General features: G+C 70.4%; 20 protein-coding genes and 2 pseudogenes. 5 read left to right on the forward strand and 17 right to left on the reverse strand.

The genetic code is table 11. The features are described from left to right. Positions 1–14 precede the first annotated feature (14 nt). From glgX to glgB, 3 genes are all read left to right on the forward strand, one after another. Positions 15–2,093, forward strand: a complete 2,079-nt coding sequence (glgX, locus tag QE392_RS12505) for a glycogen debranching protein GlgX (protein ID WP_307452174.1) — start codon at positions 15–17, stop codon at positions 2,091–2,093. Between the two features lie 185 nt (positions 2,094–2,278). Further along, entirely contained in the window at positions 2,279–4,246 is a 1,968-nt protein-coding gene (locus tag QE392_RS12510; protein WP_307454139.1) for an alpha-1,4-glucan--maltose-1-phosphate maltosyltransferase, read from the forward strand. Continuing rightward, positions 4,243–6,381: a 1,4-alpha-glucan branching protein GlgB gene (gene glgB, locus QE392_RS12515; RefSeq protein WP_307452176.1), complete on the forward strand. Its 2,139-nt coding sequence runs from the start codon at positions 4,243–4,245 to the stop codon at positions 6,379–6,381. Before QE392_RS12510 ends, glgB begins: the two co-directional genes overlap by 4 nt. A gap of 148 nt (positions 6,382–6,529) precedes the next feature. Here the strand turns inward: glgB and QE392_RS12520 are convergent, their stop codons facing one another. Both QE392_RS12520 and QE392_RS12525 read right to left on the reverse strand, forming a co-directional pair. Continuing rightward, on the reverse strand, positions 6,530–7,468 hold the full coding sequence (locus tag QE392_RS12520) for a tetratricopeptide repeat protein (RefSeq protein WP_307452178.1): 939 nt from the start codon (positions 7,466–7,468) through the stop codon (positions 6,530–6,532). Beyond that, positions 7,465–9,267 carry a glycosyl transferase gene (locus QE392_RS12525; protein ID WP_307452180.1) on the reverse strand — a complete coding sequence of 601 codons (1,803 nt, stop codon included), beginning with the start codon at positions 9,265–9,267 and terminating at the stop codon, positions 7,465–7,467. The genes QE392_RS12520 and QE392_RS12525 overlap by 4 nt, the downstream gene beginning before the upstream one ends. A 176-nt stretch (positions 9,268–9,443) precedes the next feature. Between QE392_RS12525 and QE392_RS12530 the strand changes: the two genes are divergently transcribed. Continuing rightward, positions 9,444–10,517, forward strand: coding sequence for an AI-2E family transporter (locus QE392_RS12530; RefSeq protein ID WP_307452184.1), 1,074 nt, complete (start codon positions 9,444–9,446; stop codon positions 10,515–10,517). Here QE392_RS12530 and QE392_RS12535 read toward each other — a convergent pair. From QE392_RS12535 to rpsB, 9 genes and pseudogenes are all read right to left on the reverse strand, one after another. Beyond that, positions 10,518–11,241 (reverse strand): annotated as a pseudogene (locus tag QE392_RS12535) (alpha/beta hydrolase). Next, positions 11,241–11,528 carry a hypothetical protein gene (locus tag QE392_RS12540; protein WP_307452186.1) on the reverse strand — a complete coding sequence of 96 codons (288 nt, stop codon included), beginning with the start codon at positions 11,526–11,528 and terminating at the stop codon, positions 11,241–11,243. Before QE392_RS12540 ends, QE392_RS12535 begins: the two are co-directional and overlap by 1 nt. A gap of 9 nt (positions 11,529–11,537) precedes the next feature. Beyond that, entirely contained in the window at positions 11,538–12,065 is a 528-nt protein-coding gene (locus QE392_RS12545; protein ID WP_307454140.1) for a transglycosylase SLT domain-containing protein, read from the reverse strand. Positions 12,066–12,300: 235 nt separating this feature from the next. Continuing rightward, positions 12,301–12,873 carry a DivIVA domain-containing protein gene (locus QE392_RS12550; protein ID WP_307452188.1) on the reverse strand — a complete coding sequence of 191 codons (573 nt, stop codon included), beginning with the start codon at positions 12,871–12,873 and terminating at the stop codon, positions 12,301–12,303. Continuing rightward, positions 12,870–13,916, reverse strand: a complete 1,047-nt coding sequence (locus tag QE392_RS12555; RefSeq protein ID WP_307452190.1) for a phosphatidate cytidylyltransferase — start codon at positions 13,914–13,916, stop codon at positions 12,870–12,872. Before QE392_RS12555 ends, QE392_RS12550 begins: the two co-directional genes overlap by 4 nt. 5 nt (positions 13,917–13,921) lie before the next feature. Beyond that, positions 13,922–14,476 (reverse strand): ribosome recycling factor, encoded by a 555-nt coding sequence (frr, locus tag QE392_RS12560; RefSeq protein WP_307452192.1) that lies wholly within the window; start codon positions 14,474–14,476, stop codon positions 13,922–13,924. 75 nt (positions 14,477–14,551) lie between these two features. Continuing rightward, positions 14,552–15,271 carry a UMP kinase gene (gene pyrH / locus QE392_RS12565; RefSeq protein ID WP_307452195.1) on the reverse strand — a complete coding sequence of 240 codons (720 nt, stop codon included), beginning with the start codon at positions 15,269–15,271 and terminating at the stop codon, positions 14,552–14,554. Between the two features lie 125 nt (positions 15,272–15,396). After that, positions 15,397–16,224 (reverse strand): translation elongation factor Ts, encoded by an 828-nt coding sequence (tsf, locus tag QE392_RS12570; RefSeq protein ID WP_307452198.1) that lies wholly within the window; start codon positions 16,222–16,224, stop codon positions 15,397–15,399. A gap of 154 nt (positions 16,225–16,378) precedes the next feature. Next, positions 16,379–17,224: a 30S ribosomal protein S2 gene (rpsB, locus tag QE392_RS12575; protein WP_307452200.1), complete on the reverse strand. Its 846-nt coding sequence runs from the start codon at positions 17,222–17,224 to the stop codon at positions 16,379–16,381. A gap of 304 nt (positions 17,225–17,528) precedes the next feature. Here rpsB and QE392_RS12580 point away from each other — a divergent pair, with 304 nt between their 5' ends. Then, complete coding sequence (locus QE392_RS12580; protein WP_307452202.1) at positions 17,529–17,993, forward strand: murein hydrolase activator EnvC family protein; 465 nt, start codon at positions 17,529–17,531, stop codon at positions 17,991–17,993. Positions 17,994–18,024: 31 nt separating this feature from the next. Here the strand turns inward: QE392_RS12580 and QE392_RS12585 are convergent, their stop codons facing one another. The 6 genes and pseudogenes from QE392_RS12585 to QE392_RS12610 all read right to left on the reverse strand — a co-directional run bounded on the left by QE392_RS12585 (position 18,025) and on the right by QE392_RS12610 (position 23,640). Next, positions 18,025–18,672 (reverse strand): DUF3060 domain-containing protein, encoded by a 648-nt coding sequence (locus tag QE392_RS12585; protein ID WP_307452206.1) that lies wholly within the window; start codon positions 18,670–18,672, stop codon positions 18,025–18,027. A 269-nt stretch (positions 18,673–18,941) separates the two neighbouring features. Beyond that, entirely contained in the window at positions 18,942–19,892 is a 951-nt protein-coding gene (locus tag QE392_RS12590; RefSeq protein WP_307452208.1) for a tyrosine recombinase XerC, read from the reverse strand. A 279-nt stretch (positions 19,893–20,171) separates the two neighbouring features. Further along, a complete protein-coding gene (gene dprA, locus QE392_RS12595; protein ID WP_373426502.1) occupies positions 20,172–21,341 on the reverse strand; it encodes a DNA-processing protein DprA in 1,170 nt (389 codons plus the stop codon). Further along, a pseudogene (locus tag QE392_RS12600) lies at positions 21,341–22,865 on the reverse strand (YifB family Mg chelatase-like AAA ATPase). The gene dprA and the pseudogene QE392_RS12600 overlap by 1 nt, the downstream one beginning before the upstream one ends. Beyond that, positions 22,862–23,224: a YraN family protein gene (locus QE392_RS12605; protein WP_307452212.1), complete on the reverse strand. Its 363-nt coding sequence runs from the start codon at positions 23,222–23,224 to the stop codon at positions 22,862–22,864. The pseudogene QE392_RS12600 and the gene QE392_RS12605 overlap by 4 nt, the downstream one beginning before the upstream one ends. A gap of 92 nt (positions 23,225–23,316) precedes the next feature. Then, on the reverse strand, positions 23,317–23,640 hold the full coding sequence (locus tag QE392_RS12610) for a DUF2469 family protein (protein WP_055836674.1): 324 nt from the start codon (positions 23,638–23,640) through the stop codon (positions 23,317–23,319). Positions 23,641–23,643: the final 3 nt, after the last annotated feature.

Below are 23,643 nucleotides of genomic sequence, written 5' to 3' on the forward strand. Positions count from 1 at the left end.
CTACCCTAAGACGCATGGTCCGCCCCGAGACTGCCGTCGCAGCCCGCCCCGCCCTGCTGAGCCCCGCGCTCGACGACCTGGGCGTGCGCCTGGGCCCCGAGGGCGGGACGCTCCGCGTCTGGTCCGGCTCCGCCGATGCGATGCAGCTGCTCATCTTCGACGACGTCGACCTCGACTGGGCCACCGACACGATTCCCCTCGTCCCGGTCGGCGGCGGCGTGTTCGAGGTGACCACTCCCCTCCTGCGTCCCGGCGCGTGCTACGCGATCCGCGTCGGCGGCCCCCATGGTGCCGGGCACACCTTCAATCCGCAGTCACTCCTCATCGAGCCGTACTCGCGCGGTCTCGTCTCCGGGAGCTTCGGCGATTGGCGCTCGGTCGTCGTCGACGGCTCCTTCGATTGGGGCGGTTCGACCAAGCCGCGCGTGCCGATGGATCGCACCGTGATCTACGAGGGTCACGTGAAGGGCCTGACCAAGCGGCATCCGTTCGTGCCGCCGGCCCTGCACGGCACGTACGCGGGCCTCGCGCACCCGGCCATGATCGAGCACCTGCTCTCACTCGGGGTCACCACCGTCGAACTGCTGCCGGTGCATGCCTTCGCCACCGAACCGCGACTGCTGCACCTCGGTCTGACCAACTACTGGGGCTACAACTCTCTCAACTTCTTCACCCCGCACGCGCCGTACGCGACGGCCGCCAATCGCGCCGCGGGGCCGGAGGCGGTGCTGCGGGAGTTCAAGGGCATGGTCAAGCTCCTGCACGAGGCCGGGCTCGAGGTCGTCCTCGACGTCGTCTACAACCACACGGCCGAAGAGGGCATCGGCGGTCCCCGGTCGAGCTTCCGCGGTATCGACAATCGCGCCTACTACCGTCAGACGGCCGAGGGCGTCTACATCGATGAGACGGGGTGCGGCAACGCAGTGAACACGTCGACGGATGCCGCGGCCCGCCTCGTGCTCGACTCGCTGCGCTACTGGACCAACGAGGTGCAGGTCGACGGGTTCCGCTTCGATCTCGCCGTCACGCTCGGACGCGACGAACGTCACTCCTTCACCCCCGACCATCCCCTCCTCACGGCCATCCGCGACGACGACGCACTGGCGGGGACGAAGCTCATCGCCGAACCCTGGGACGTCGGCATGGGCGGCTGGCAGACCGGCAACTTCGGTGACGGCTGGATCGAGTGGAACGACCGCTACCGCGACCGCGTGCGCAACTTCTGGCTGAGCGACATCGACTACGCCCGACGTGCCGACACCGCGCCCGTGGGCATCGGCGGGTTGGCCACGCGCCTCGCGGGTTCCTCGAACACCTTCAGCGAGGAGCGCGGACCGCTCGCGAGCGTCAACTTCGTCACGGCCCACGACGGGTTCACGCTGAACGACCTCGTCTCCTACGACGTCAAGCACAATCTCGGCAACGGAGAGCAGAACCGCGACGGCGCCGACACCAACCGCTCGTTCAACCACGGTGCCGAGGGACCGACCGACGAGGAACGGGTGCTGGCCACCCGCCGCAAGGCGATGCGCAACCTCATGGGCACGCTGCTGCTGTCCGCGGGAGTGCCGATGATCACCGCCGGCGACGAGATGGGCCGCACCCAGCGAGGGAACAACAACGCCTACTGTCACGACTCCGCCCTCACCTGGCTGTCGTGGGACCTCGCGCCCTGGCAGCGCGACCTGTTCGCCCATACCCAGCGGCTGCTCCAGGTGCGGCGCGAGAATCCCGCCCTGCGCCCGAAGAAGTTCGCCCGGCTCGGGGAGCGCATCCCCTCGGCGTCCGTCATGGACTGGTTCGACGAGAACGGCCGGACCATGTCGAGCGAACGCTGGAACGACCCCGCTCACCGCACCCTGCAGTATCTGGCGACCTCGACCCCCGAGCACGAGGAGCCCAACCGGGTGCTGCTGGTCATCCACGGCACGGAGGCCCCCACCGACATCGTGCTCCCCGACATCGAGGATGCCGTGTTCGTCGAGCTGTGGTCGAGCGCCGACGAGACGCCGTCCCCGACGTGCACGACGTTCGAACCCGGGGATGTCGTCGCGCTCGCGGGCGCGTCGATGAGGCTGTTCCGCGTCGACTGATCGGTCCGCGCTGTCAAGGCCGAAGGAAACGATGCGGCAACGTCGGCGGCCCGCGGTAGGTTCGGATCGTGGCCACCACGACGACACCCTCGCCCGAGCTGCCTTGGCGCAGCGCCGCCTCGATCCCGGTGCGTCCGGTCAAACCGACGCTCGGTTCGCGACGCGTTGTCACACCGCGCATCCCGATGGCTCTGCCGCACCCGAGCGTCCCGGGCGGTGCCTTCCGTCCCTCGGCCTACGTGGGCGAGGCCGTGCCGTTCACGGTGACCGCCTTCCGCGAGGGTCACGACCGGATCGGTGTGCAGGTGCGCCTGTTCTCCCCCTCCGGCGATGAGTCGCTGCATCGCCTCAGCCCCCTCAACGACGGCTTCGACCGCTGGTCCACCCTCATCGCGCCCCTCGAGCAGGGCGTGTGGCGCTTCCGCTTCGAGGCCTTCGCCGACGACTTCGCCACGTGGGAGCACGCCGCCGAGCTCAAGATCGCGGCGGGCGTCGACACGGCACTGATGCGCGAGATGGGAGCCCAGCTCTTCGATCGTGCGCGCGGCGAGAAGAAGCGCCCCGGCGCCGACAAAGACGCCTTGTACGAAGCCGCCCGCGCCCTGCGCGACGCCGAGGTCTCCGACGATGTCGCCCTCTCGATCGTGCGCGACCCCGCCATCGCCGCCCTTTTCGAGGCGCGGCCGCTCATGAGTCTGGTGTCGGTGGGCCGGGATGCCGAGGTGCTCGTCGAGCGCGAACGCGCCGGCGTCGGCGCCTGGTACGAATTCTTCCCCCGGTCCGAGGGCGCCACGCGCGCGGAGGACGGAACCGTCATCAGCGGCACGTTCCGCACCGCGATCGACCGCCTGCCGGGCGTCGCCGGGATGGGTTTCGACGTGCTCTACCTGCCGCCCATCCACCCCATCGGCGAGACCAACCGCAAGGGACCGAACAACACCCTGGTCACCCAGCCCGGCGACCCCGGCTCGCCGTGGGCCATCGGTGGCGCGGCAGGCGGCCACGACACGGTCCACCCCGATCTCGGAACGCTCGACGACTTCCGGGCCTTCGTCGCGGCCGCTCGGGAGAACGGCATCGAGGTCGCCCTCGATCTGGCGTTGCAGGCGTCCCCCGATCACCCCTGGGTCGCCGAACACCCGGAGTGGTTCACCACCCTGCCCGACGGCTCGATCGCATTCGCCGAGAATCCGCCGAAGAAGTACCAGGACATCTACCCCGTCAATTTCGACAACGATCCCGACGGCATCCGCGCCGAGGTCCTGCGGATCGTGCGGCACTGGATCGCTCAGGGCGTGACCATCTTCCGTGTCGACAATCCGCACACCAAGCCCCTGCAGTTCTGGGAGTGGCTCATCGCGACCGTCAGCGCCGAAGAGCCCGACGCGGTCTTCCTGGCCGAAGCCTTCACCCGGCCGGCTCCCCTCCAGGGACTGGCGATGGCCGGGTTCCAGCAGAGCTACACGTACTTCACCTGGCGCAACACGAAGGAGGAGCTCGAGGAGTTTCTCAGCGGTCTGGCGCACGAGACCGCCGACTTCCTACGCCCGAACCTGTTCGTCAACACCCCCGACATCCTCACCGAGTACCTCCAGTACGGCGGACGGCCGGCGTACAAGATCCGCGCCGCCATCGCCGCGACCGCCGCCCCCACGTACGGTGTCTACGCCGGATACGAGCTGATCGAGAACGTGGCGCGTCCGGGGTCGGAAGAGAACATCGACAACGAGAAGTACGAGTACAAGTTCCGCGACTGGGCCGGAGCCGAAGCCGCCGGCCACTCCCTGGCGCCGTACCTGCGCATGCTCAACGCCGCTCGTCGGGCACACCCGGCGCTGCGTCAACTGCGCAACCTCGCCGTGCACTGGAGCGACGACGACGCCACCCTCGTCTATTCCAAACACCTGCCGGCCGCGCTGTCGCCCACCGGCGTCGCCGACACGATCATCGTCGTGGCGAACGTCGACCCGCACTCGGCCCGCGAGACCACCGTCCACCTCGACACGAGCGTGTTCGGCGTCGAGCCGGGCGCGTGGTACGACGTCGAAGACCTCGTGACGGGCCAGGTGTGGACCTGGGCCGACCACAACTTCGTGCGCCTCGACGCGTTCAGCGAGCCGGTGCACATCCTTCACGTCAAGGAGAACCGATGACCCCGCTGGCCCCCGAGATCCTGGATGCCGTGGCCCACGGCGCCCACCACGACCCGCACAGCGTCCTGGGGGTCCACCACACCGGCGAGGGCTGGGTGATCCGGTCCCGCCGGCCCCTCGCCCGCGAGGTGGTCGCCGAGCTCGCCGATGGCCGGAGCGTGCCCCTCGAGCACCTTCGTGGCGGCATCTGGGAAGCCGCCGTGGCGGACTACCCGGGCATGTACACCGTGCGAGCGCGCTACGACGGCGCCGAACACGTCGCAGACGACGGCTATCGGCACTCCCCCTCGATCGGCGAGCTCGACCTGCACCTCGTCTCGGAGGGTCGCCACGAGGAGCTGTGGCGCGTTCTCGGCGCCCACGTGCGCGAGCTCGACGGATCACGGGGAGTGGCCTTCACCGTCTGGGCCCCGAACGCCCGCGCTGTGCGCGTGATCGGCGACTTCAACGGCTGGGACGGCGCCGGGAGCGCGATGCGCTCGATGGGCGGCAGCGGCGTGTGGGAACTCTTCGTTCCGGGGATCGGCACGGGCGCCCGTTACAAGTTCGAGATCCTCACGCGCAGCGGCCAGTGGATCGAGAAGGCCGACCCGATGGCCCGCCTCGCCGAAACTCCCCCGGCCACGGCATCCGTGGTCACGGAATCGGAATACACCTGGTCGGACGACGCCTGGATCGCGCACCGCTCCTCCACGGCGCCGATCGATCGGCCGATGTCGGTCTACGAGCTGCACCTCGGTTCGTGGAAGCAGGGCCTGTCGTATCGGGATGCCGCGGACCAGATCATCGAGTACGTCGGCGCGCAGGGTTTCACACACGTGGAGTTCCTCCCCCTGGCCGAGCACCCGTTCGGCGGGTCGTGGGGCTACCAGGTGTCGGGCTATTACGCGCCGACCAGTCGCTTCGGCAACCCCGACGATCTGCGCTACCTGATCGACCGCCTGCACCAGGCCGGTATCGGCGTGATCATGGACTGGGTTCCGGGCCACTTCCCGAAAGACGAGTTCGCCCTCGCCCGCTTCGACGGTGAAGCACTGTATGAGCACCCCGATCCCCGCCGGGGCGAGCACAAGGACTGGGGCACGCTCATCTTCGACTACGGCCGGAGCGAGGTGCGCAACTTCCTCGTCGCCAACGCGCTGTACTGGTTCGAGGAGTTCCACGTCGACGGTCTGCGCGTGGATGCCGTGGCATCCATGCTCTATCTCGACTACTCCCGGAACGACGGAGAATGGGCTCCCAACCAGTACGGCGGTCGCGAGAACCTCGAAGCGATCCGATTCCTCCAGGAGGTCAACGCGACCTCGTACAAGCGCTACCCCGGCATCGCGCTCATCGCCGAGGAATCCACCAGCTTCCCGGGCGTCACGGCGCCGACGTCGCACGCCGGCCTGGGTTTCGGGTTCAAGTGGAACATGGGCTGGATGAACGACTCGCTCCAGTACATCGCGCGCGACCCCATGTACCGGTCGCACCATGAAGGCGAGCTGTCGTTCTCGTTCGTGTACTCCTTCAGCGAGAACTTCGTGCTGCCGATCAGCCACGACGAGGTCGTTCACGGCAAGGGCAGCCTGTTCGGCCGGATGCCGGGCGATCACTGGCAGAAGCTGGCGAACATGCGCGCCTTCCTCGCCTACATGTGGGGTCACCCCGGCAAGCAGCTGCTGTTCATGGGCCAGGAATTCGGTCAGATGTCGGAGTGGTCGGAGTCCCGCAGCCTCGACTGGTGGATGCTCGACCAGCCCGCTCACCGGCAGCTGCACGACTTCGTCGCCGAGCTCAACCGCGTGTACAAGGACCAGGCGGCGCTGTGGTCACGCGACCACGACGGGGCGGCCTTCTCGCGCCTGGGCGCTCCCGCGTGGAATCCGAACGTCCTCGCCTTCGCCCGCCGCGACCACCACGGCAACACCATCGCCGTCGTCTGCAACTTCTCGGGCGTTCCCCTGAGTGATTTCCCCCTCGACCTCCCCGAGGCGGGGACCTGGACCGAGGTGCTGAACAGCGACGCGGAGGTCTTCGGCGGCTCGGGCCAGGGAAACCTCGGTGCCGTCACCACCGACGCCCGCGGCAACGCGACGCTGACCCTTCCGCCCCTGGGCGTGCTCTGGCTGCATCACCGCCCCGGCGCCTGACGACGCGTGAACACCGACGGCCCCGTCTGCGGACGGGGCCGTCGTGTGTGGCGCAGGTGGTCACGCGGGCGGACGAGACGCGAAGCCGACCCGCACCGCGCGGTGCGGCGCGGTCGTCAGTCCGAAGCCGGCGCCGGCCGCCCGCCGCTCAGAAGAGCAGGGATGCCAGGCGGGTCCGGGCGCGGGTGACGCGGGGGTCGTCGTCGCCGACCAGTCCGAACAGCTCGAGCAGCCGCTCGCGCACCGGCGCGCGCTCATCGGCGGGCAGCGCGGCGAACACCTCGAGGAGGCGCCCGAACGCATCGTCGACGTGTCCGCCGACGACGTCGAGGTCGGCGACGAGGAACTGCTCGTCGATTCCCGTGGGAGAAGCCGCGGCCGCGGCACGTGCCGCCTGCAGATCTGCGCCCTGCACACGGTCGAGGAGGCGCACCTGACCGAGACCGGCGCGCGCGTCGGCATCGCGCGGATTCTCCGCGAGGGCCTTCTCGTACGCCGCGATGGCTCGGGCGTAGTCGCCTTCTTCGATCGCGGCGAACGCTTCGGCGTGCAGCGGAGGGAGCGGCTCGTCAGCGGGGGCACCCGCGTCGGACGCGCCATCGACCGGCACGGTCCCCGTCACGCCATGCTGGGCGGCGAGCTGAAGGAGCTGAGCGAAGACGTCGCGCACCTGCTGCTCGGGTACGGCTCCGGTGAACAGGGGAACGGGCTGTCCGGCCACGAGCGCGAGCACCATCGGGATCGACTGGGCGCGGAAGCCCTGCGCGAGCTGCGGGTTCGCGTCGACGTCCACCTTGGCGAGCACGAGACGGCCGCCGAGTTCGGTCACCACCTTCTCGAGCACCGGGCTCAGCTGCTTGCACGGTTCGCACCACTCCGCCCACAGGTCGATGACGACGGGCACGGTGCGGGAGAGTTCCAGGACCTCGCCGAAGGTGGCATCCGTCACATCGAACACGAGCGGGGTGGCGCCGGCGGTCGTCGCGTCCGCGGACGCGGGCGCGGGCGCGGGAGTCTGCGGGCGATTGCGCAGCGAGGACAGATCGACGGCACCGCGCAGGACGGAACCAGGGGCGGGAGTGCTCACGGGGACACCTTCGCTTCGAGGAGGCTGGATCGGTAGCCGAGCAGGCGGATCTGGTCGTCCGAACCCTGGCTGGGCACGTAGAAGAACACCTGGTCGGAGTAGGTGGTCGTGAAGCCTGTCGCCGACTGGTCGACACCGGTCAGGGCCTTCACGGCGGGGTTGTTGTCGAGCTTGATGACGGCGTCGGGGTTCGTCGGCTTGGCCGTGTCGCTCTCGTAGACGTTCACCGCGACGATCGCTCCGGTGTCGAGGGTGGCGAGGGCGATGGGGGCGGCCGGTCCGGCAGAGGCTGAGAAGCTGATCTCGGCGGTGCCCGCGCCCGTCTGGTTCAGCTCATCGGTGCGCTTGGTCTTGTTGTCCTGGATCGCCGCGAGCAGCAGGTCGTTGGCCGTGTCGAACGTCGCGTACGATGCGCTGTTCTGCCCGTTGTTGATGATGTCGGCGTAGGCCGCCGCGACGTCTTCGGGGGCCAGCACGAGGAAGTTGGAGTCCGGCGGCACCTGGGTCGCGCCGACGTACGGCGCGGCGAGCTCGGGCAGGTTCGTCGAGGCTTCGAGGTTGCCGACGTAGGACGCTTTGTACGCATCCCACGGCGTCTGCTGGGTCATCATCATGATCGTCGTGGTCGGCGTCGCGGCATCCGCGGACTCGACGACGGTCATGAGAGTGCGCGGCCACGTCCCCGTGGTCTGCGGGAGCACGATCTGCACGGGCTCCGCAGGGATCGCCGGCAGCGCGGGGCGGTCGGTGATCGCCGCACGGAGCTTGTAGCTGGTCTCGCGCTCGGCCAGCGCCGGACCCGACAGACGCGCCGCGGCCGCCGAAGCGTCGAGGGCGGCGTCGGCCTCCGCCACCGTCGACGACACCCGCGAGACGATCCGCTGCGCCTGCGACTCGGTGACGGCGGGAGGGAACTGGCCTTCCGGCACGATCACGGTCGGGCTGGGGCTGGGCGACTCGGGGGCCGCGACGCGGGGCCAGGCGTCCGCGGAACAGCCGGCCAGCAGCGCCACCGACATCCCGAGGGCAGGAACCGCCACGAGTGCCCGGCGTCCGCCCCGGGAGCGACCGCGCGAGGCGCCACGACCGGGACTCTCGCTGATCACGCCTCGGGCGGAACCCTCGCCGTCGACGGTCGAGATCGGCTCGGTCACCGGCAGCGGCAGCCCCTTGCGGCGCGGCCGGCGGGAGCGGCGGACGTGACGGATGCCGAGAAGGTAGAGCACGAGACCGGCGAGCAGCACAATCCCGCCGCCGACGATGAGAGGTCCGGCCCACGGTGTGGAGTCGTCGATCGGCCACGTCACGCTGATGTTCGCCGGGGCGGGCGCCGTGCCGTCGGATGCGACGAGCACGCTCATCTCGCGGGGCAACTGCAGCGTGGCGGACAGCGTCCCCGTCTGCTCGTACTCGTCCAGCCACAGATCGGAGTCGACCGGACTGCGGCCCGCGGCGGCCGCGCTGGACGCGGTCACGGTGGGTTGGACCGCGGTCGTCTGTACGACGCCCTCGCCGTCGACGGTGACCGCGGTGTACGGCACGTCCGCCAGCCAGGCCTGCGCGTCGGCGGTGCGCGCATACGCGGCGAAGACCGCTCCGTCGCCCTCGACGCGGAGGGTCTGAGCGCCCGGCACGCTCGTGAGCAGCGCGCCGTCGACCAGGGTGTAGGCGGTCGTCCCGTCGGTCTGCACCGTCGCCGACGTTTCGGACGGCCCGTGGAACACCGTCCTCTGGGCGATACCGGCACCGATCATGACGGCGGCGATGACGAATGCCACCACAGCCCAGACGAATCTCACGCTTCACACCATCCCCACCGGCGGCTCGAGCGCCACCGAAGAATCGACGTTTCAGACTATCCGAGGGCGGCTGAAAGTTCTCGGCGAGGGCTCGTCGCGCGCGGCCGAGGCCCCGGCGTCAGTATTCTGGCGTCACGGGCACGAACGCCCGACTGAGGCGCGGGAGTCCTGTCGGCATGAAGATCCACAACCCTTTCCGTGTCGCGCTGCTGGCCACGCTCGGCGTCGGTGTCGGCCTCCTCCTCATCGGCAGCGTCGAGAACCTCTCGACGATCCTCCTGTACGTCGGAACGGCGCTCTTCCTCTCCCTCGGCCTCGACCCCGTGGTGTCGTTCCTCGACAAGCGCGGCCTGCCGCGCTGGGCGGCGGTGCTGATCACGATCCTCGGCGTCCTCGGGATCTTCGCGGGCATCATCGTGATGGTCGTCCCGATCATCGTCGGCCAGATCACGCAGCTGGTCGTGCAGGTGGAGCAACTGCTGCAACCCGACCGCTGGAACGAGGTCGTCCGGCAGGTGCAGAACTGGGCGTCGCAGACGCTTCCCTGGCTCCGATTGGATGACGTCTGGGCGGGCGTGCAGCAGTGGATCTCCACCCTCGATGTGGGCTCGATCTCCACGATGGTGGGCAACAGCATCCTCACCATCGGCGGCGCCGTGGCCACTGGCCTCGGTGGCGCGTTCATCGTGCTCATCCTGACGATCTATTTCACGGCATCCACCCCCTCGTTGAAGTCGGCCGTGTATCAGCTCGTGCCCGCCTCCAAGCGCGCCCGCTTCATCGAGCTCGCCGAGAAGATCACCGACTCGGTCGGCTACTACGTCATGGGCCAGGTGAGCCTGGGCGTGATCAACGGCATCCTGAGCGCGATCTTCCTGACGATCATCGATGCGCCCTTCCCGGCGGTGCTCGCGGTGATCGCGTTCTTCTTCTCGCTCATCCCCCTGGTCGGCACGCTGACCGGGTCGACGATCATCGTGCTGCTGTGCCTCATCCCGGGCCTGGGTTCGCCCACGATCGCGTTGATCGCCCTCATCTACTACCTCGTCTACATGCAGATCGAGGCCTACGTGATCTCACCGCGCATCATGAACCGCGCGGTCTCGGTGCCCGGGTCGGTCGTCGTGATCTCGGCTCTCGCCGGCGGCGCGCTGCTGAATCTTCTCGGCGCGCTCATCGCCATCCCGGTCGCGGCCAGCATCCTCATCATCTACCGCGAGGTCATCATCCCGCGGCAGAACGAACGCTGATCAGCCGGCGACCTCGCCGTCCCAGTCCGTGGGAAGCGGCAGCGCGTCGGGGTTGGCCGCCGCCACGATCTCGGTCAGAACCCGACGGGTCTGCGTCTCCCCCACCCACAGGTGCTTGCCGCCCTCGACCGCGATGAGCGTGGCATGCGGGATCGAGGCGAAACGCTCGCGCGCCTCGTCGGGTCGGAGGTAGTCGTCGAATTCGGGCACGAGGATCACGACCCGGCGGTCGTCCCCGGCCCACGCGGCCACCTCGTCGGCGGTCGCACGGTGCAGGGGCGGGGAGAGCAGGATGACGCCCTCGATGTCGTGATCGCGGCCGTACTTCAGCGCCAGCTCGGTGCCGAACGACCACCCCACGAGCCACGGCCGGGGCAGGCCTCGCTCGCGCACGAAGTCGACCGCGGCGGCCACGTCGAAGACTTCACTCGCTCCCCCGTCGAACGCGCCCTCGCTCGTCCCACGGGGGGAGGTCGTGCCGCGGGTGTTGAACCGCAGCACGGCGATGTCGGCGAGAGCGGGGAGGCGGCCGGCTGCCTTGCGAAGGATGTGGGAGTCCATGAACCCGCCCGCGGTCGGCAGCGGATGCAGAGTCACGAGGGTCGCAACCGGGTCGCGATCGACCGGCAGCGCCAGCTCGCCGACGAGGGTGAGCTCGTCGACGGTGGTCAGAGCGATGTCCCTCCCGACGGGCGGGGAGCAGAACGGGTCCACGAATCTCCATCAGGCGATCCTCCAGCAGTGGGTGTGCCAATGGCGGCGCGCCGCGAGGTCGGCGGCATCGCCGAGGACTCCGTCGGCCCGCCAGACGACGAGATGGGCGGTACCGGCGGCGACCGTGCGGCCGCAGCCCGGGCAGACGTAGTCCTTCTGGGCCTGCGGGGCGGAGAGGGGCTGCACGGTCCATTCCGTTCCGCGCCGGACCTCGGTGCGCTTCCAGCCCGCGATCAGCCGGTCGAGCGAGTCGTCGCCGCGGTTCGGATCGGGGCGACGCTTATGCGAGCGGGGCATGGATGCCGCTCACCACCAGTGGTTGCTGGTCCAGAACGCGTACGCGTTGGCCCAGCTTCCGTACCGGCCGACGGCGTAGCCGTTGCCCCAGCGCAGGTTGTCGACCGGGTCGTAGCCGTTTCCGGCCACCTTGCTGCAGGGCAGGGCCTGAACGAGGCCGCACGCCCCCGACGACCGGTTCGTCGCGTTCGGGTTCCAGCCGCTCTCGCGGCTCACGATGTAGTCGACGTAGCCCATGTCGGACTCGGCGATGCCGGCCGCCGCCATCCACTCCGCGGGGGCACCACCGCCGGTGTAGAAGACCGGGCCCGCGCTGCCCGCCGAGGAGCCCTCCCCGGACTCGCTCGTCCGCGTCGGAGTGGGGGTGGGCGTCGGTGTGGGCTTCGGTTTGACGTAGACGTTGTAACTCGAGCGGTCGAGCTGAGGCGACTGCTTCTCGCCGCCCACCGACACGGCCTGCACGTCGTCCAGACCCTCGGCGTAGAGGGTGACCGTACGCGGACCGTCGGCCTGCGCCGGCGCGAGCGCAGCCCCCATGGGACCGACGTACGCCGCCGCGAACAGCACCGCCGCACACGCTCCGAAGACACTCACGACGCCGCGACGGCGGGACCACCGTGGTGCCGAGCGACGAACGAGCACCGGAGCGATCACGTCGACGCCCGTCTCGCCGCGACGGGCGACACGGGACGACGGGGAGCGTGAGGGTCGCGAACCGGAAGTCACAGTGCGCACGAGTCTACCGACGCGCACCGGTGGGTGTCATCCGGCCTCATCCGACGGCGAGCATCACTTCGACGACCGCATCGAGCACCGCGTCGACCTGAGCTTCGCGGTACCCGCCGCGCTGCATGCGGAACGCGACGGAACGGACCTGGTCGGGGGTCACGGGGTCGCCGGCGGCGAGGTAACGCGCCACGCGGTCCGCCACGACGTCGACCTCGTCGATGCGGTAGCCGTAGTGCAGGATGCCGACGCGATCGAACCGGGCGCCCCGGGGGCGGCGGAGCCGGTCGAGAACGACCTGTGCGGTGTCGCGCGTCTCCTTGACCCAGGCGCGCGCGCCGAGCCGTGACAGGGCGTGCTCGCGCTCGCGAGCGGCGAAGGCGTCTTCGACCCGGCCGAGCGCGGCATCCACCGCCCTCACCGAGTAGCCGCCGCGCACGAGCGGGAACGCCGCCGAGCGGACCTCCGAGGAGCGCAGGGCACCGACGTCGTCGTTCTCGAAGACCTCGCGCGCACGCGCCAGGAAGGCGTCGACGGCGCGTTTCTCATAGCCCTTCGCCCGCCCCGACTCCGGGAACGGGGTGGCCGCGACCTCATCGTGGACGGGCGTTCCGGTCATGACACTCCCAACGGGGCGAGCAGATAGTAGGTCACCAGGGCGGCCGTGGCCGACGGCAGGATCGAGTCGAGGCGGTCGAGCACGCCCCCGTGGCCGGGCAGCCACGAGCTCATGTCTTTGATGCCGAGGTCGCGTTTGACCATCGACTCCCCCAGGTCTCCGACCGTGGCGGTGGCCAGCACGACGGCGCCGAAGACGAGCCCCGCCCACCAGGGGACCTGCAGCATGAACATCGCCAGCAACGCCCCCGCGACGAGGGCGGCAACGCACGCACCGGCGAAGCCTTCCCACGTCTTCTTGGGACTGATGCGCGGGGCCATCGGATGACGCCCGCCCCGCCCGAACGTCAGACCCGAGACGTACGCACCGGTGTCGGCCGCGACGGCGAGGATGATGAAGGCCAGCACCCACCACTCACCGCGCGGCTGGGCGAGCAGCACCACCGCCATGCTGGTGAGGAACGGGACGTACAGCTGGACGAACGCCGCCACGAGGACATCGCCGAAGACGTCGATGCGCGATCGGCCGTCGGAGACGAACAACTGCGCGGTCAGGCGCCAGACGATGACCACGGCGACGGCGATCACCGCGGTGATCCAGTGGACCCACGGCTCGAGGAAGAAACCGGTCAGCAGCAGCAACGAACCCATGACGAGCTGCGGGACGACGTCGACGCGACGGCCCGCGACCTGTAGGGCGCGCGAGAACTCGAGCACGCCGAGCACCATCGCCGCGCCCGCGAAGAAGACGAACAGCCACTTCACGAACACGAGCGAGGCGATGAGCACGGCCCCGATGCCCACACCGATGAGCGTCGCGACGATCAGGTCGCGACCTGTGCGCTGCTTGAGCCGTTCGTTGGCCTGACCGAACTCCGCCCGGGCATGAGCGATGTGCTGCTCGGCATCCGTGCGCATGGCGCGCAGCTGCGACTCGATCGCCGTCACGCCCTCGCCCGTGATCGGCGAGCGACGCGCCGCGTCCCGACGGAAGCCGGGCGGATCGACCGGCTGATCCTCGCCGGTCTCAGGGGCATCGGGCATGCGGGTCAGACCTCGAGCAGCTCGGCCTCTTTGCGCTTGAGCGCCTCGTCGATGAGCTCGACGTGCGTGCGCGTGATGCCGTCGAGTTCTTTCTCGGCACGGACCAGCTCGTCCTCGCCGACGTCGCTCTTCAGCGCGTCGAGGTCGTCCTTGGCCTTGCGGCGGAGGTTGCGCACCTGCACCTTGGCGTCTTCGCCCTTGCCGCGCACGATCTTCACGTATTCTTTGCGGCGGTCCTGCGTGAGCTCGGGCATCGTGACGCGCACGATGGTGCCGTCGTTCGTGGGGTTCACGCCCAGGTTGGGCATGTCGCGGATCGCCTGCTCGATGGCCTTCAGCGCCGACTTGTCGTACGGGTTGATGACGAGCGTGCGGGCCTCGGGGTTGTTCAGCGATGCGAGCTGCGCGAGGGGGGTCGGCGAGCCGTAGTAGTCGACCAGGACCTTCTGGAACATCTGGGGGTTCGCGCGCCCGGTGCGGACGGTCGCGAAGTCCTCCTTGGCGGCCTCCACGGCGCGATCCATGCGCGCTCCGGCATCGGCGAGGACATCGGCGATCACGGTGACTCCATTCGTTGGAACTGACATCTCAGTCTAGTCGCGTGCGGGCCCGGCTCCCCGGGCCCGCACGGCGCGTCACGCGGTGACGAGCGTGCCCATGGTCTCGCCGAGCAGCGCCTGAGTGACGTTGCCGGCGGGTTCCATACCGAACACGCGCATGTCGATGCCGTTGTCCATGCACAGGCTGAAAGCGGTGGAGTCGACGACCTTCAGGCCCTTCTGGAGGGCGTCGTTGTAGGTCAGGTGATCGAGCTTCGTGGCGGTCGGATCGACGCGCGGATCGGCGGTGTAGACGCCGTCGACGCCGTTCTTCGCCACCAGCACCTCCGTCGCGCCGATCTCGAGGGCCCGCTGGGCGGCGACGGTGTCGGTGGAGAAGTACGGCAGGCCGGCACCGGCGCCGAAGATCACGACGCGGCCCTTCTCGAGGTGGCGCACCGCACGGCGCGGGATGTACGGCTCGGCGACCTGCGTCATCGAGATCGCGGACTGTACGCGGGTGGCGGCACCCGCCTGCTCGAGGAAGTCCTGCAGCGCCAGGGAGTTCATGACCGTGCCGAGCATGCCCATGTAATCGGCCCGGCCGCGGTCCATACCGCGCTGGCTCAGTTCGGCCCCGCGGAAGAAGTTGCCGCCGCCGACGACGACGGCGATCTCGACGCGGTCCACCGCCTCGGCGATCTCGCGCGCGATCTGGCTGACGACGTCGGGATTGACACCCAACTGACCTCCTCCGAACGCCTCCCCCGACAGCTTCAGCAGAACTCGGCGGCGCTTGGTGGCTTCATCGATCACGTGTGGTGTCCTCTCGTCTTGAACAAACTATCCCGCGCACGTTTCCGCCGCGCGGCGGGCAGGGAAAAGGCCCGGGATGCCGTGGCATCCCGGGCCTCATGACGGGCCCTGAGCCTGTCGAAGGGTTACGCGCCGACCTTGAAGCGGGCGAAGTCGGTCAGGGTGAGACCGGCGTCGGACGCGACCTTGGCGACGGACAGCTTGTTGTCCTTCGCGTAGTCCTGGTCGAGCAGGGCGACCTGCTTGAAGAACGCGTTGACGCGACCCTCGACGATCTTCGGCAGAGCCGCCTCGGGCTTGCCCTCGTTGCGGGAGATCTCGGTGACGATCTCGCGCTCCTTCTCGACGTCGGCCTCGGGCACGGCGTCGCGGGTGAGGTACGAGGGGTTGGCGAACGAGACGTGCTGCGCGATCGAGCGAGCGGTCTCGGCGTCGTCGCCGGTGTAGGCGAGCACCACGCCGACCTGCGGGGGCAGGTCCTTGCTGGTCTTGTGCAGGTACACCTCGAACTTCTCGCCCGAGATCGTGCGCACGCGACGCAGCTCGACCTTCTCGCCGATGATGGCGGCCTCGTCGGAGATGAGCTGCTCGACGGTCTGACCACCGGCGTCGGCGGCGAGAGCGGCCTCGACGGAGTCGGCGCCGGCCGCGGCGGCGGCGTCGACGACCTTCTCGGCCAGGGCGATGAAGCGCTCGTTCTTGGCGACGAAGTCGGTCTCGCAGGCGAGCTCGAGGAGCGTCACGGAACCGTCGTTCTCGCGAGCGACCACGAGGCCCTCGCTGGTCGAACGGTCGGCGCGCTTGGCGTTGCCCTTGGCGCCCTTGAGGCGCAGGATCTCGACGGCCTTCTCGACGTCGCCGTCAGCCTCTTCGAGCGCCTTCTTGGTGTCGACCATGCCGGTGCCGAGCTGCTCGCGCAGCGCCTTGATGTCGGCGATCGTGAAGTTTGCCATGGTGTGGCGGTCTCCTTGTCGTTTTCGTTCTCGATGTGAGCCCGGCGGGGCCGTGTCGCCACCCTCGCGCGAGGGGGCTGTCACGACCCCGCCGGATCGTAGCCTGTGCGGGTGACGCGTCGTTCACCCCGTGGTGAAGCGTGCGTCGCGCGGCTTACTTGCTGTCGGTGGCCTCGGCGTCGGCGGCCTCGGTCGACTCCGCCTCGGCAGCCGGGGCCTCGGTGGGCTCCGCGGTCTCGGCGGGGGTCTCGAGCAGCTCGCGCTCCCACTCGGCGAGGGGCTCGGCGGCCTCGTCCTCACCGGCGGGCTGGTGACGCTGGATCAGGCCCTCGGCGGCGGCGTCGGCGATGATGCGCGTGAGCAGGCTCACCGAGCGGATCGCGTCGTCGTTACCGGGGATCGGGTACTGGAACTCGTCGGGGTCGGCGTTCGTGTCGAGGATGCCGATCACGGGGATGCCGAGCTTCTTGGCCTCGTCGACTGCGAGGTGCTCGCGCTTGGCGTCGACGACCCAGATGGCCGACGGGGTCTTCTGCAGGTTGCGGATACCACCGAGCGACTTGTGCAGCTTGTCGAGCTCGCGCTTCTTGAGCAGGAGCTCCTTCTTGGTGAAGCCGCTCTCGGCCGGGTTCTCGTAGTCGAGCTCCTCGAGCTCCTTCATGCGGGCGAGGCGCTTCGACACCGTCTGGAAGTTGGTGAGGAGGCCACCGAGCCAGCGCTGGTTGACGTAGGGCTGGCCCACGCGCGTCGCCTGCTCGGCGAGGACTTCCTGCGCCTGCTTCTTGGTGCCGACGAAGAGGATGGTGCCGCCGTGCGCGACGGTCTCCTTGACGAACTCGTACGCCTTGTCGATGTAGCCGAGCGACTGCTGCAGGTCGATGATGTGGATGCCACTGCGCTCGGTGAGGATGAAGCGCTTCACCTTCGGGTTCCACCGGCGGGTCTGGTGTCCGAAGTGAACGCCGCTGTCGAGCAACTGGCGGATGGTGACGACGGCCATGGTCGTACTCCTGTTTCTGGGCGCTCTCGCGCCGTGGTTGTGGTTGTTCGCGCCAGACGGTCCGTCTGGCGAGCCTGGTGCCCGGCGCACACCCGCCGACCGCCGGAGCGGTGGACCATGGGGTGTGGATGCCGCGCGGTGCGCCTTCCGTGAAGAAGATGCGGTGCGCTGTGGGCACGCGGAGTCATCCCGACATGCGGGATGCGTCCCCCAGCATACAGGACGCCTCCTCCCCGCGGCGTGTCCGTCCCCACTCGCGCCGGCGCGCCGCCGTGCTGAGCGCGCACCGCGGGAGACTCCTGCAATGGTCTCGACATCCCTCGCCGTCTTCGTGGCTCTCGTCACCGCCGTCTCCGATCCGCTCACCGGGCTCGGCTGGGCCTGGCCGGTCGAGCAGGTCCGCGTCGTGCGCCCGTACGAAGCGCCCGCCCACGCCTACGGCGCCGGCCACCGCGGGATCGATCTCGCGTCGACGGAGGTCGTGCGCTCGCCCGCCGACGGGCACATCGCGTTCACGGGCGACGTGGCCGGTCGCCCTGTGCTGACGATCGATCACGGTGGTGGACTGGTCACGACGCTCGAGCCCGTCGACTCCGACCTGGCCGTCGGCGACGCCGTCGCCCGGGCGGCGCCGGTCGGTCACCTCGCGCCGGGCGGACACACGGCGCCGGGAACCGTGCACTTCGGCGTCCGTCTGGACGGGGAGTACATCAACCCGTTGCGGTTGCTCGGCGGCGTCCCTCGGGCGGTGCTCCTGCCCTGCTGCTGACGAGGCCGAGCCGTGGGCGCGGTCGACGGGCTCAGCCGATGGTGTTACCGCGGCCTTCGACGACGACCGACCCGACGCCGCCGCCGGAGCGTACGACGTTGTCCTGGCCACGGACAGTGACGGCGGAGATGCCCGCGTTCGCGTCGATCGCGTTGCGGTCGCCCGAGACGTCCACGCTGTCGATGCCCGCCGTCGAAGTGACGACACCGTCGTTCCCCTGCACGACGACCTGACCGGCGTCGGCGAAGCGGATGCGGATGCGGTCCCCCGACATCCGAAGCGTCTCGATCGTCGCCGACGAGGCGTCCACGGTCAGGGCGGTCCCCCCGACGGTGAGCTCCGCGCACGAGCCCGTGATGCGGACCGTCCGTTCGGATCCCGACACGGTCTCGATCCCGGCGTCACCGCAGTCGACGGCATCGGCCGCGCCCGACGACGGGGGCGCCGTGGTGCCGCCCGGGCCGGATGCGTCGGCCGGTTTGACCGGAGTGGGGGTCATCGACAGCGTCGGCGGGAGCGGCGTCGGGGGCGCGGTGGGAGAGGACGCGGTTCGCCCATCGAACCCCGGCGGAAGTCGCGTCTCGACCGGCCGGGGCACGGTCACCGAGATGCATCCCCCAAGCAGCACCGACGACGCGACCGCGCCGAAGAGCGCGAAGAGGCGAGAGCCGGGATGCATGAGCTCACGGTACGGCTGGGGAGCGAACGCGCACCAGGGGGTCCTCCCCCGCGAACGCGGAGCGGGAGGGGGGAGCCACAGAGGGGCCGGCGACGCGCCGTGACGCTGCGCCCGCGGGCCCCTCCCCTCCGCAGCCGCATCGGGCGGGGAGCCACAGAGGGACCGGCGACGCGCCGTGACGCCGGGCCCGCGGGCCCCTCCCCTCCGCAGCCGCATCGGGCGGGGGGGTCGAACGGCGAACGGGTCGCGGGAGCCCAGACTCCGCTGCGTCACGCTCGTGGGTGCGCCAGCCGGTACGCCTCGCGCAGGCGCTCCGCTGAGACGTGCGTGTAGATCTGTGTGGTGCCGAGGCTGGCGTGACCCAGGATCTCCTGCACGGCACGAAGGTCGGCGCCGCCGTCGAGCAGGTGCGTCGCCGCCGAGTGACGGAGCGCGTGCGGGCCGAGCACTTCGGCGCCCACTCGCGGTGCGACCGTCCGCGACACCAGAGCATGCACCGCCCGCGGTCCCAGTCGCGCGCCCTTCGCCCCGAAGAAGACGGCGCGCTCGTCCCCGACGGCGAGAGCGGATGCCGAACGCGAACCGTCATCCGAGGCTCGCGCCCCGCGACGTGCGAGGAGCACGGGACGGGCGCGCACGAGATACGACTGCAGTGCGCGCTCGGCCGGAAGGCCGAACGGCACCACTCTCTCCTTGTCGCCCTTTCCCCGGAGGCGCACCGTGCGGCGCTCATGGTCGACGTCGTCGAGGTCGAGACCGCAGATCTCGGAGACCCGCGCCCCCGATCCGTAGAGCAGCTCGAGGAGGGCGTGATCGCGCAGCGCGATCGCGTCTCCCCCCTCGGCGGCCGCGGCGGCGTCGACGAGCACCTCGTCGAGAGCGTCCGCCGTGGCCACCGACGGAAGGGTCCGTCCTCGCTTGGGCGACGACATCCGTTGCGAGGGGTCATGCGTGACCAGGCCCTGTTCGCTCGCCCACGCGAACATTCCGCGGACCGTGGACAGGCGCCGTGCGGCCGTCGACTTCGCACGCCCGGCCTTCGTCGCCTGCCACTGCCACTCGCGGAGGTCGTCGACGTCGACGTCCGCGATGGGGCGGTCACCGAGCGCGGCCACCAGGTCGGCGAGATCGGCGCCGTAGGCGCGCACGGTCGCCGGGGAGAGTCGGCGCACGTCCGCGACGTGGGCGAGATAGCCCTCGACGACCTCGGAGATGCGCACGTCCCCAGCCTGCCCCGCCAGGGCCTGCGACCCGGGACTCACGCGCCGACTCCCAGCGATTCGCTCCCGCCTCGGCGTGCGTACGGGCGCCGGCCGTCGGACGGGGCTGTCCCGCCGCCACGGAGGGCGATCCGCGAGACCCGTCACCCGTCCGGCGCCGGCTCGAACGCACCCGCCCCGAGCCTCGGACCGGCATACGCGCATCAGCCGGCGGACGAGGCCGCGCCGGCGCCGGCTGGGAGCGCACCGGCGCCACCTGGGCGCGCTCCGCGAGACCCGCTACCCCGTCCGGCGCCGAGTCGACCGGTCACGCCCGACCGTGCGCCACCCTCCGTCGTCGTCTCGCATCACGCGGCCCTCCAGCTCGGCGAAACCCAGCAGGATCGCCGCCTCGTCCGGCGCGAGCCCACTACGGCGGGCGACTTCGTCCGTCGAGCGTCCGCTGCGGGGCGACAGGGCGTCCAGCAGTCTCGTGGTCTCGTCGGTGCGGCCCTGCTCCCCCGCAGGCGGCCCAGGACTCGCCGCACCGAGCATTTCGAGCACATCCGCTGACGAGGTCACGCACACGCCGTCGAACTCACGGAGTACCCGGTGGCATCCCGCCGAGGCGGCGCTGGTCACCGGCCCCGGAACGGCGCCCAGCGCGCGACCCAGCGTGGCGGCATGAGCGGCGGTGTTCAACGACCCGCTGCGCCAGCCCGCTTCGACGACGACGACCGCGTCGGCCATCGCGGCGATCAGCCGGTTGCGGGCCAGGAAGCGCCACTTCGTCGGCGCAGCGCCGCACGGCGTCTCGCTCCAGACCGCCCCGGTCTCGGCGATCCGCGTGAGCAGGCCCTCGTGGCCTCGGGGATAGGCGCGATCGACACCGCCGGCGAGGAAGGCGACGGTGGCGCCACCCGCCGACAGGGCCGCGCGGTGACAGGCGCCGTCGATGCCGTAGGCCGCACCGGAGACGACCGCGACGCCCGCCGCCGCGAGGTCGGCCGCCAGGTCGGCGGCGACCCCCTCGCCGTAAGCGGTCGACGCGCGAGCTCCCACGAGGGCGACGGCCGGAGATTCGGCGTGCGCAGACGCTCCCCGCCGCCACAGGGCGATCGGCGCGTGCGCGTCGAGGTCGTCGAACCGCACCGGCCAGTCGCGGTCGCCCGGTACGACGAGCGACGCGCCACATCGTCGCGCCGCGTCGATCGCGGCGCCGACCGCCGAGGGCTGGAGTCGTGGCATCCACCGAGCCCGAGCCTTGCGAACCTCCGGGTCGTCGATCTCCGGCGCGAGTCGGAGGGCCTCGGCCGCGCCGTACGCGGAGACGAGCGCCCCCGCCACACCGTCGCCCGGTTCGACGAGGACGCTCCAGACCGCACGGGCGTAGGCCTCCTCGGCGGAGGTTCCCGTCGCGCGGTGCACGCCGCTCAATGCCTGCGCCGCCGAAGACGCGTCGAGAGGGATCACGCGTGGGCCCCCTGACGGAGATAGAGCGCACGACCCACGTCGTCGAGCTGGAGATGGTCGTGGCCCGCGATGTCGGCGACGGTCCACGCCACCCGAAGGAGGCGGTCGTATCCCCGCAGTGTCAACGCTCCCCGACGCAGGGCCGCATCGAGCGGCCGCAGCACTTCTGCCGGCGGTGCCGCGGGGCCCCGCAGCCAGGTGCCGGGTACGTCGGCATTGCGCCGCCAAGGTGTCGCCGACCAGCGTCGCGCGGATCGGCCCCGCGCCTCGATGACCATGCCCCGCGCGTCTGCGGTCGTCACGACGCGCGCGTCGCTGTCTCGGCGGGCCGACGACACGCGCTGCAATCGGAGGTCGATGTCGATTCGGTCCAGCAGCGGTCCCGACAGGCGTCGCGTGTATCGGCGGATGGCCTGCGGGGCGCACTCGCACGCGCCGCCCGCGACACCGTACTGTCCGCACGGACAGGGAGTCGTGGCGATCACCAATTGGAAGCGCGCGGGGTAGGTCGCGGCCACGCCGGAACGGTGCACCTGGATCACGCCACTTTCGAGCGGCTGCCGCAGTGCGTCCAGGACGGAGGCGGGGAATTCGCCACCCTCGTCGAGGAAGAGGACGCCGTCGCTCGCGCGGGCGATGGCTCCGGGGCGGACCACACCCGATCCGCCGCCGATGAGCGCTGCCGCCGTCGCGCCGTGATGCGGGCTCTCGAAAGGAGGGGTGCGCGAGAGCCGCGTCACGGTGTCACCCGAGAGCGAGCGGATGGATGCCACCGACAGGGCGGCGGCGTCGTCCAGCGGCGGCAGGATGCCGGGGAGTCGCCGCGCCAGCATCGTCTTGCCCGCACCCGGCGGGCCCGCTCATCAGCAGGTGATGGCCGCCGGCCGCCGCGACGACGAGGGCGTCCACCGCCTCCGGTTGACCGACGACGTCGGCGAGGTCGCGCGACGCGTCGTCCGTGTTGCTGCTCGTCGGCGCCTCCGCCGCCACGAGTTCGGCCGCTTCACTCCGGCCGCCGTGCCACCGCACGACCTCCGCGAGACACACCGCCGCCAGCACCTCGACGCCCTCCACCAGACGCGCCTCGGCCGCGTTCGCGCTCGGCACGACGACGCGACGGTGCCCCGCCTTCCGCGCGGCGACGACCGCCGGCAGGACACCGGGAACCGGCCGGAGTCGGCCGTCGAGCCCCAGCTCGCCGATGTGCACCGTCGTCGCGACCCGCGCGGCATCCATCTCGCCGGACGTGGCCAGCGCGGCCACCGCGATCGCGACGTCGAAGCCCGACCCGCGTTTGGGAAGGCTGGCGGGCGAGAGATTGACCGTTATGCGGCGTTTCGGCAGGTCGAGACCGCGATTGGTGCACGCGTTTCGCACCCGACGCCCCGCTTCGCCGAGCGCCTTGTCGGGCAGGCCGATGATCGAGAACTCGGGGGTCTGCGACGACACGTCGGCCTCGACCTCGACGAGGTCGCCGCGCAGGCCCGACAGGGCCACCGCCCACGTGCGAGCGACGGTCACAGCGCGTCTTCGAGGTGTTCGAGCCGCGCCGTAGCCGGGTCGGGGCCGGTCAGTCCGATCGCGTCGACGCGGAGCTGCCGCCCCCGCGCGAGATCGGGGTGCGCGGCGAGCCAGGCCAGCGCGAGCCGCCACAGGCGCGTCGCCTTGCGCTTGTCGATCGCCTCGAACGGATGCCCGAAGTCCTCCGTCCGCCGAGTCTTGACCTCCACCACGACGAGCGTGCCGTCACGCTCGGCGACGATGTCGATCTCGCCCTGGGTGCACCGCCAGTTGCGGGCGATGATGCGGTAGCCGTCGCCTGCCAGATAGGCGACGGCGCGGTCCTCCCCGGCCCTGCCGAGGTCGTCTTTCGCTGCCATGCCCGAGAGCGTGGCATCCGGCTCCGACGGCGCGCGGGCCCGGATGGCTCATCCGTGGAGAGCCCGGGCATCCTCGCCGCTGGGGAGGAGTCTCAGTTGTCGAGCGAGAGCTCGTCGGGAAGCTGGAAGTCGTGACGCGACAGCTCTTCGACGTTCACGTCTTTGAACGTCAGTACGCGCACCGACTTCACGAACCGGTCGGCGCGGTAGATGTCCCACACCCACACGTCGGTCATCGAGATCTCGAAGTAGAAGTCGTGCTCGGTGTCGCGGCGCACGACGTTGACGTCGTTCGCGAGATAGAACCGACGCTCGGTCTCGATCACGTAGGTGAACTGGCGCACGACATCGCGATACTCGCGGTACAGGGCCAGCTCGAGTTCGCGGTCGTAGTCCTCGAAGACGTCGTCATCCATGGT

It is taken from the genome of Microbacterium proteolyticum (assembly GCF_030818075.1).
Classification (GTDB): domain Bacteria; phylum Actinomycetota; class Actinomycetes; order Actinomycetales; family Microbacteriaceae; genus Microbacterium; species Microbacterium proteolyticum_A.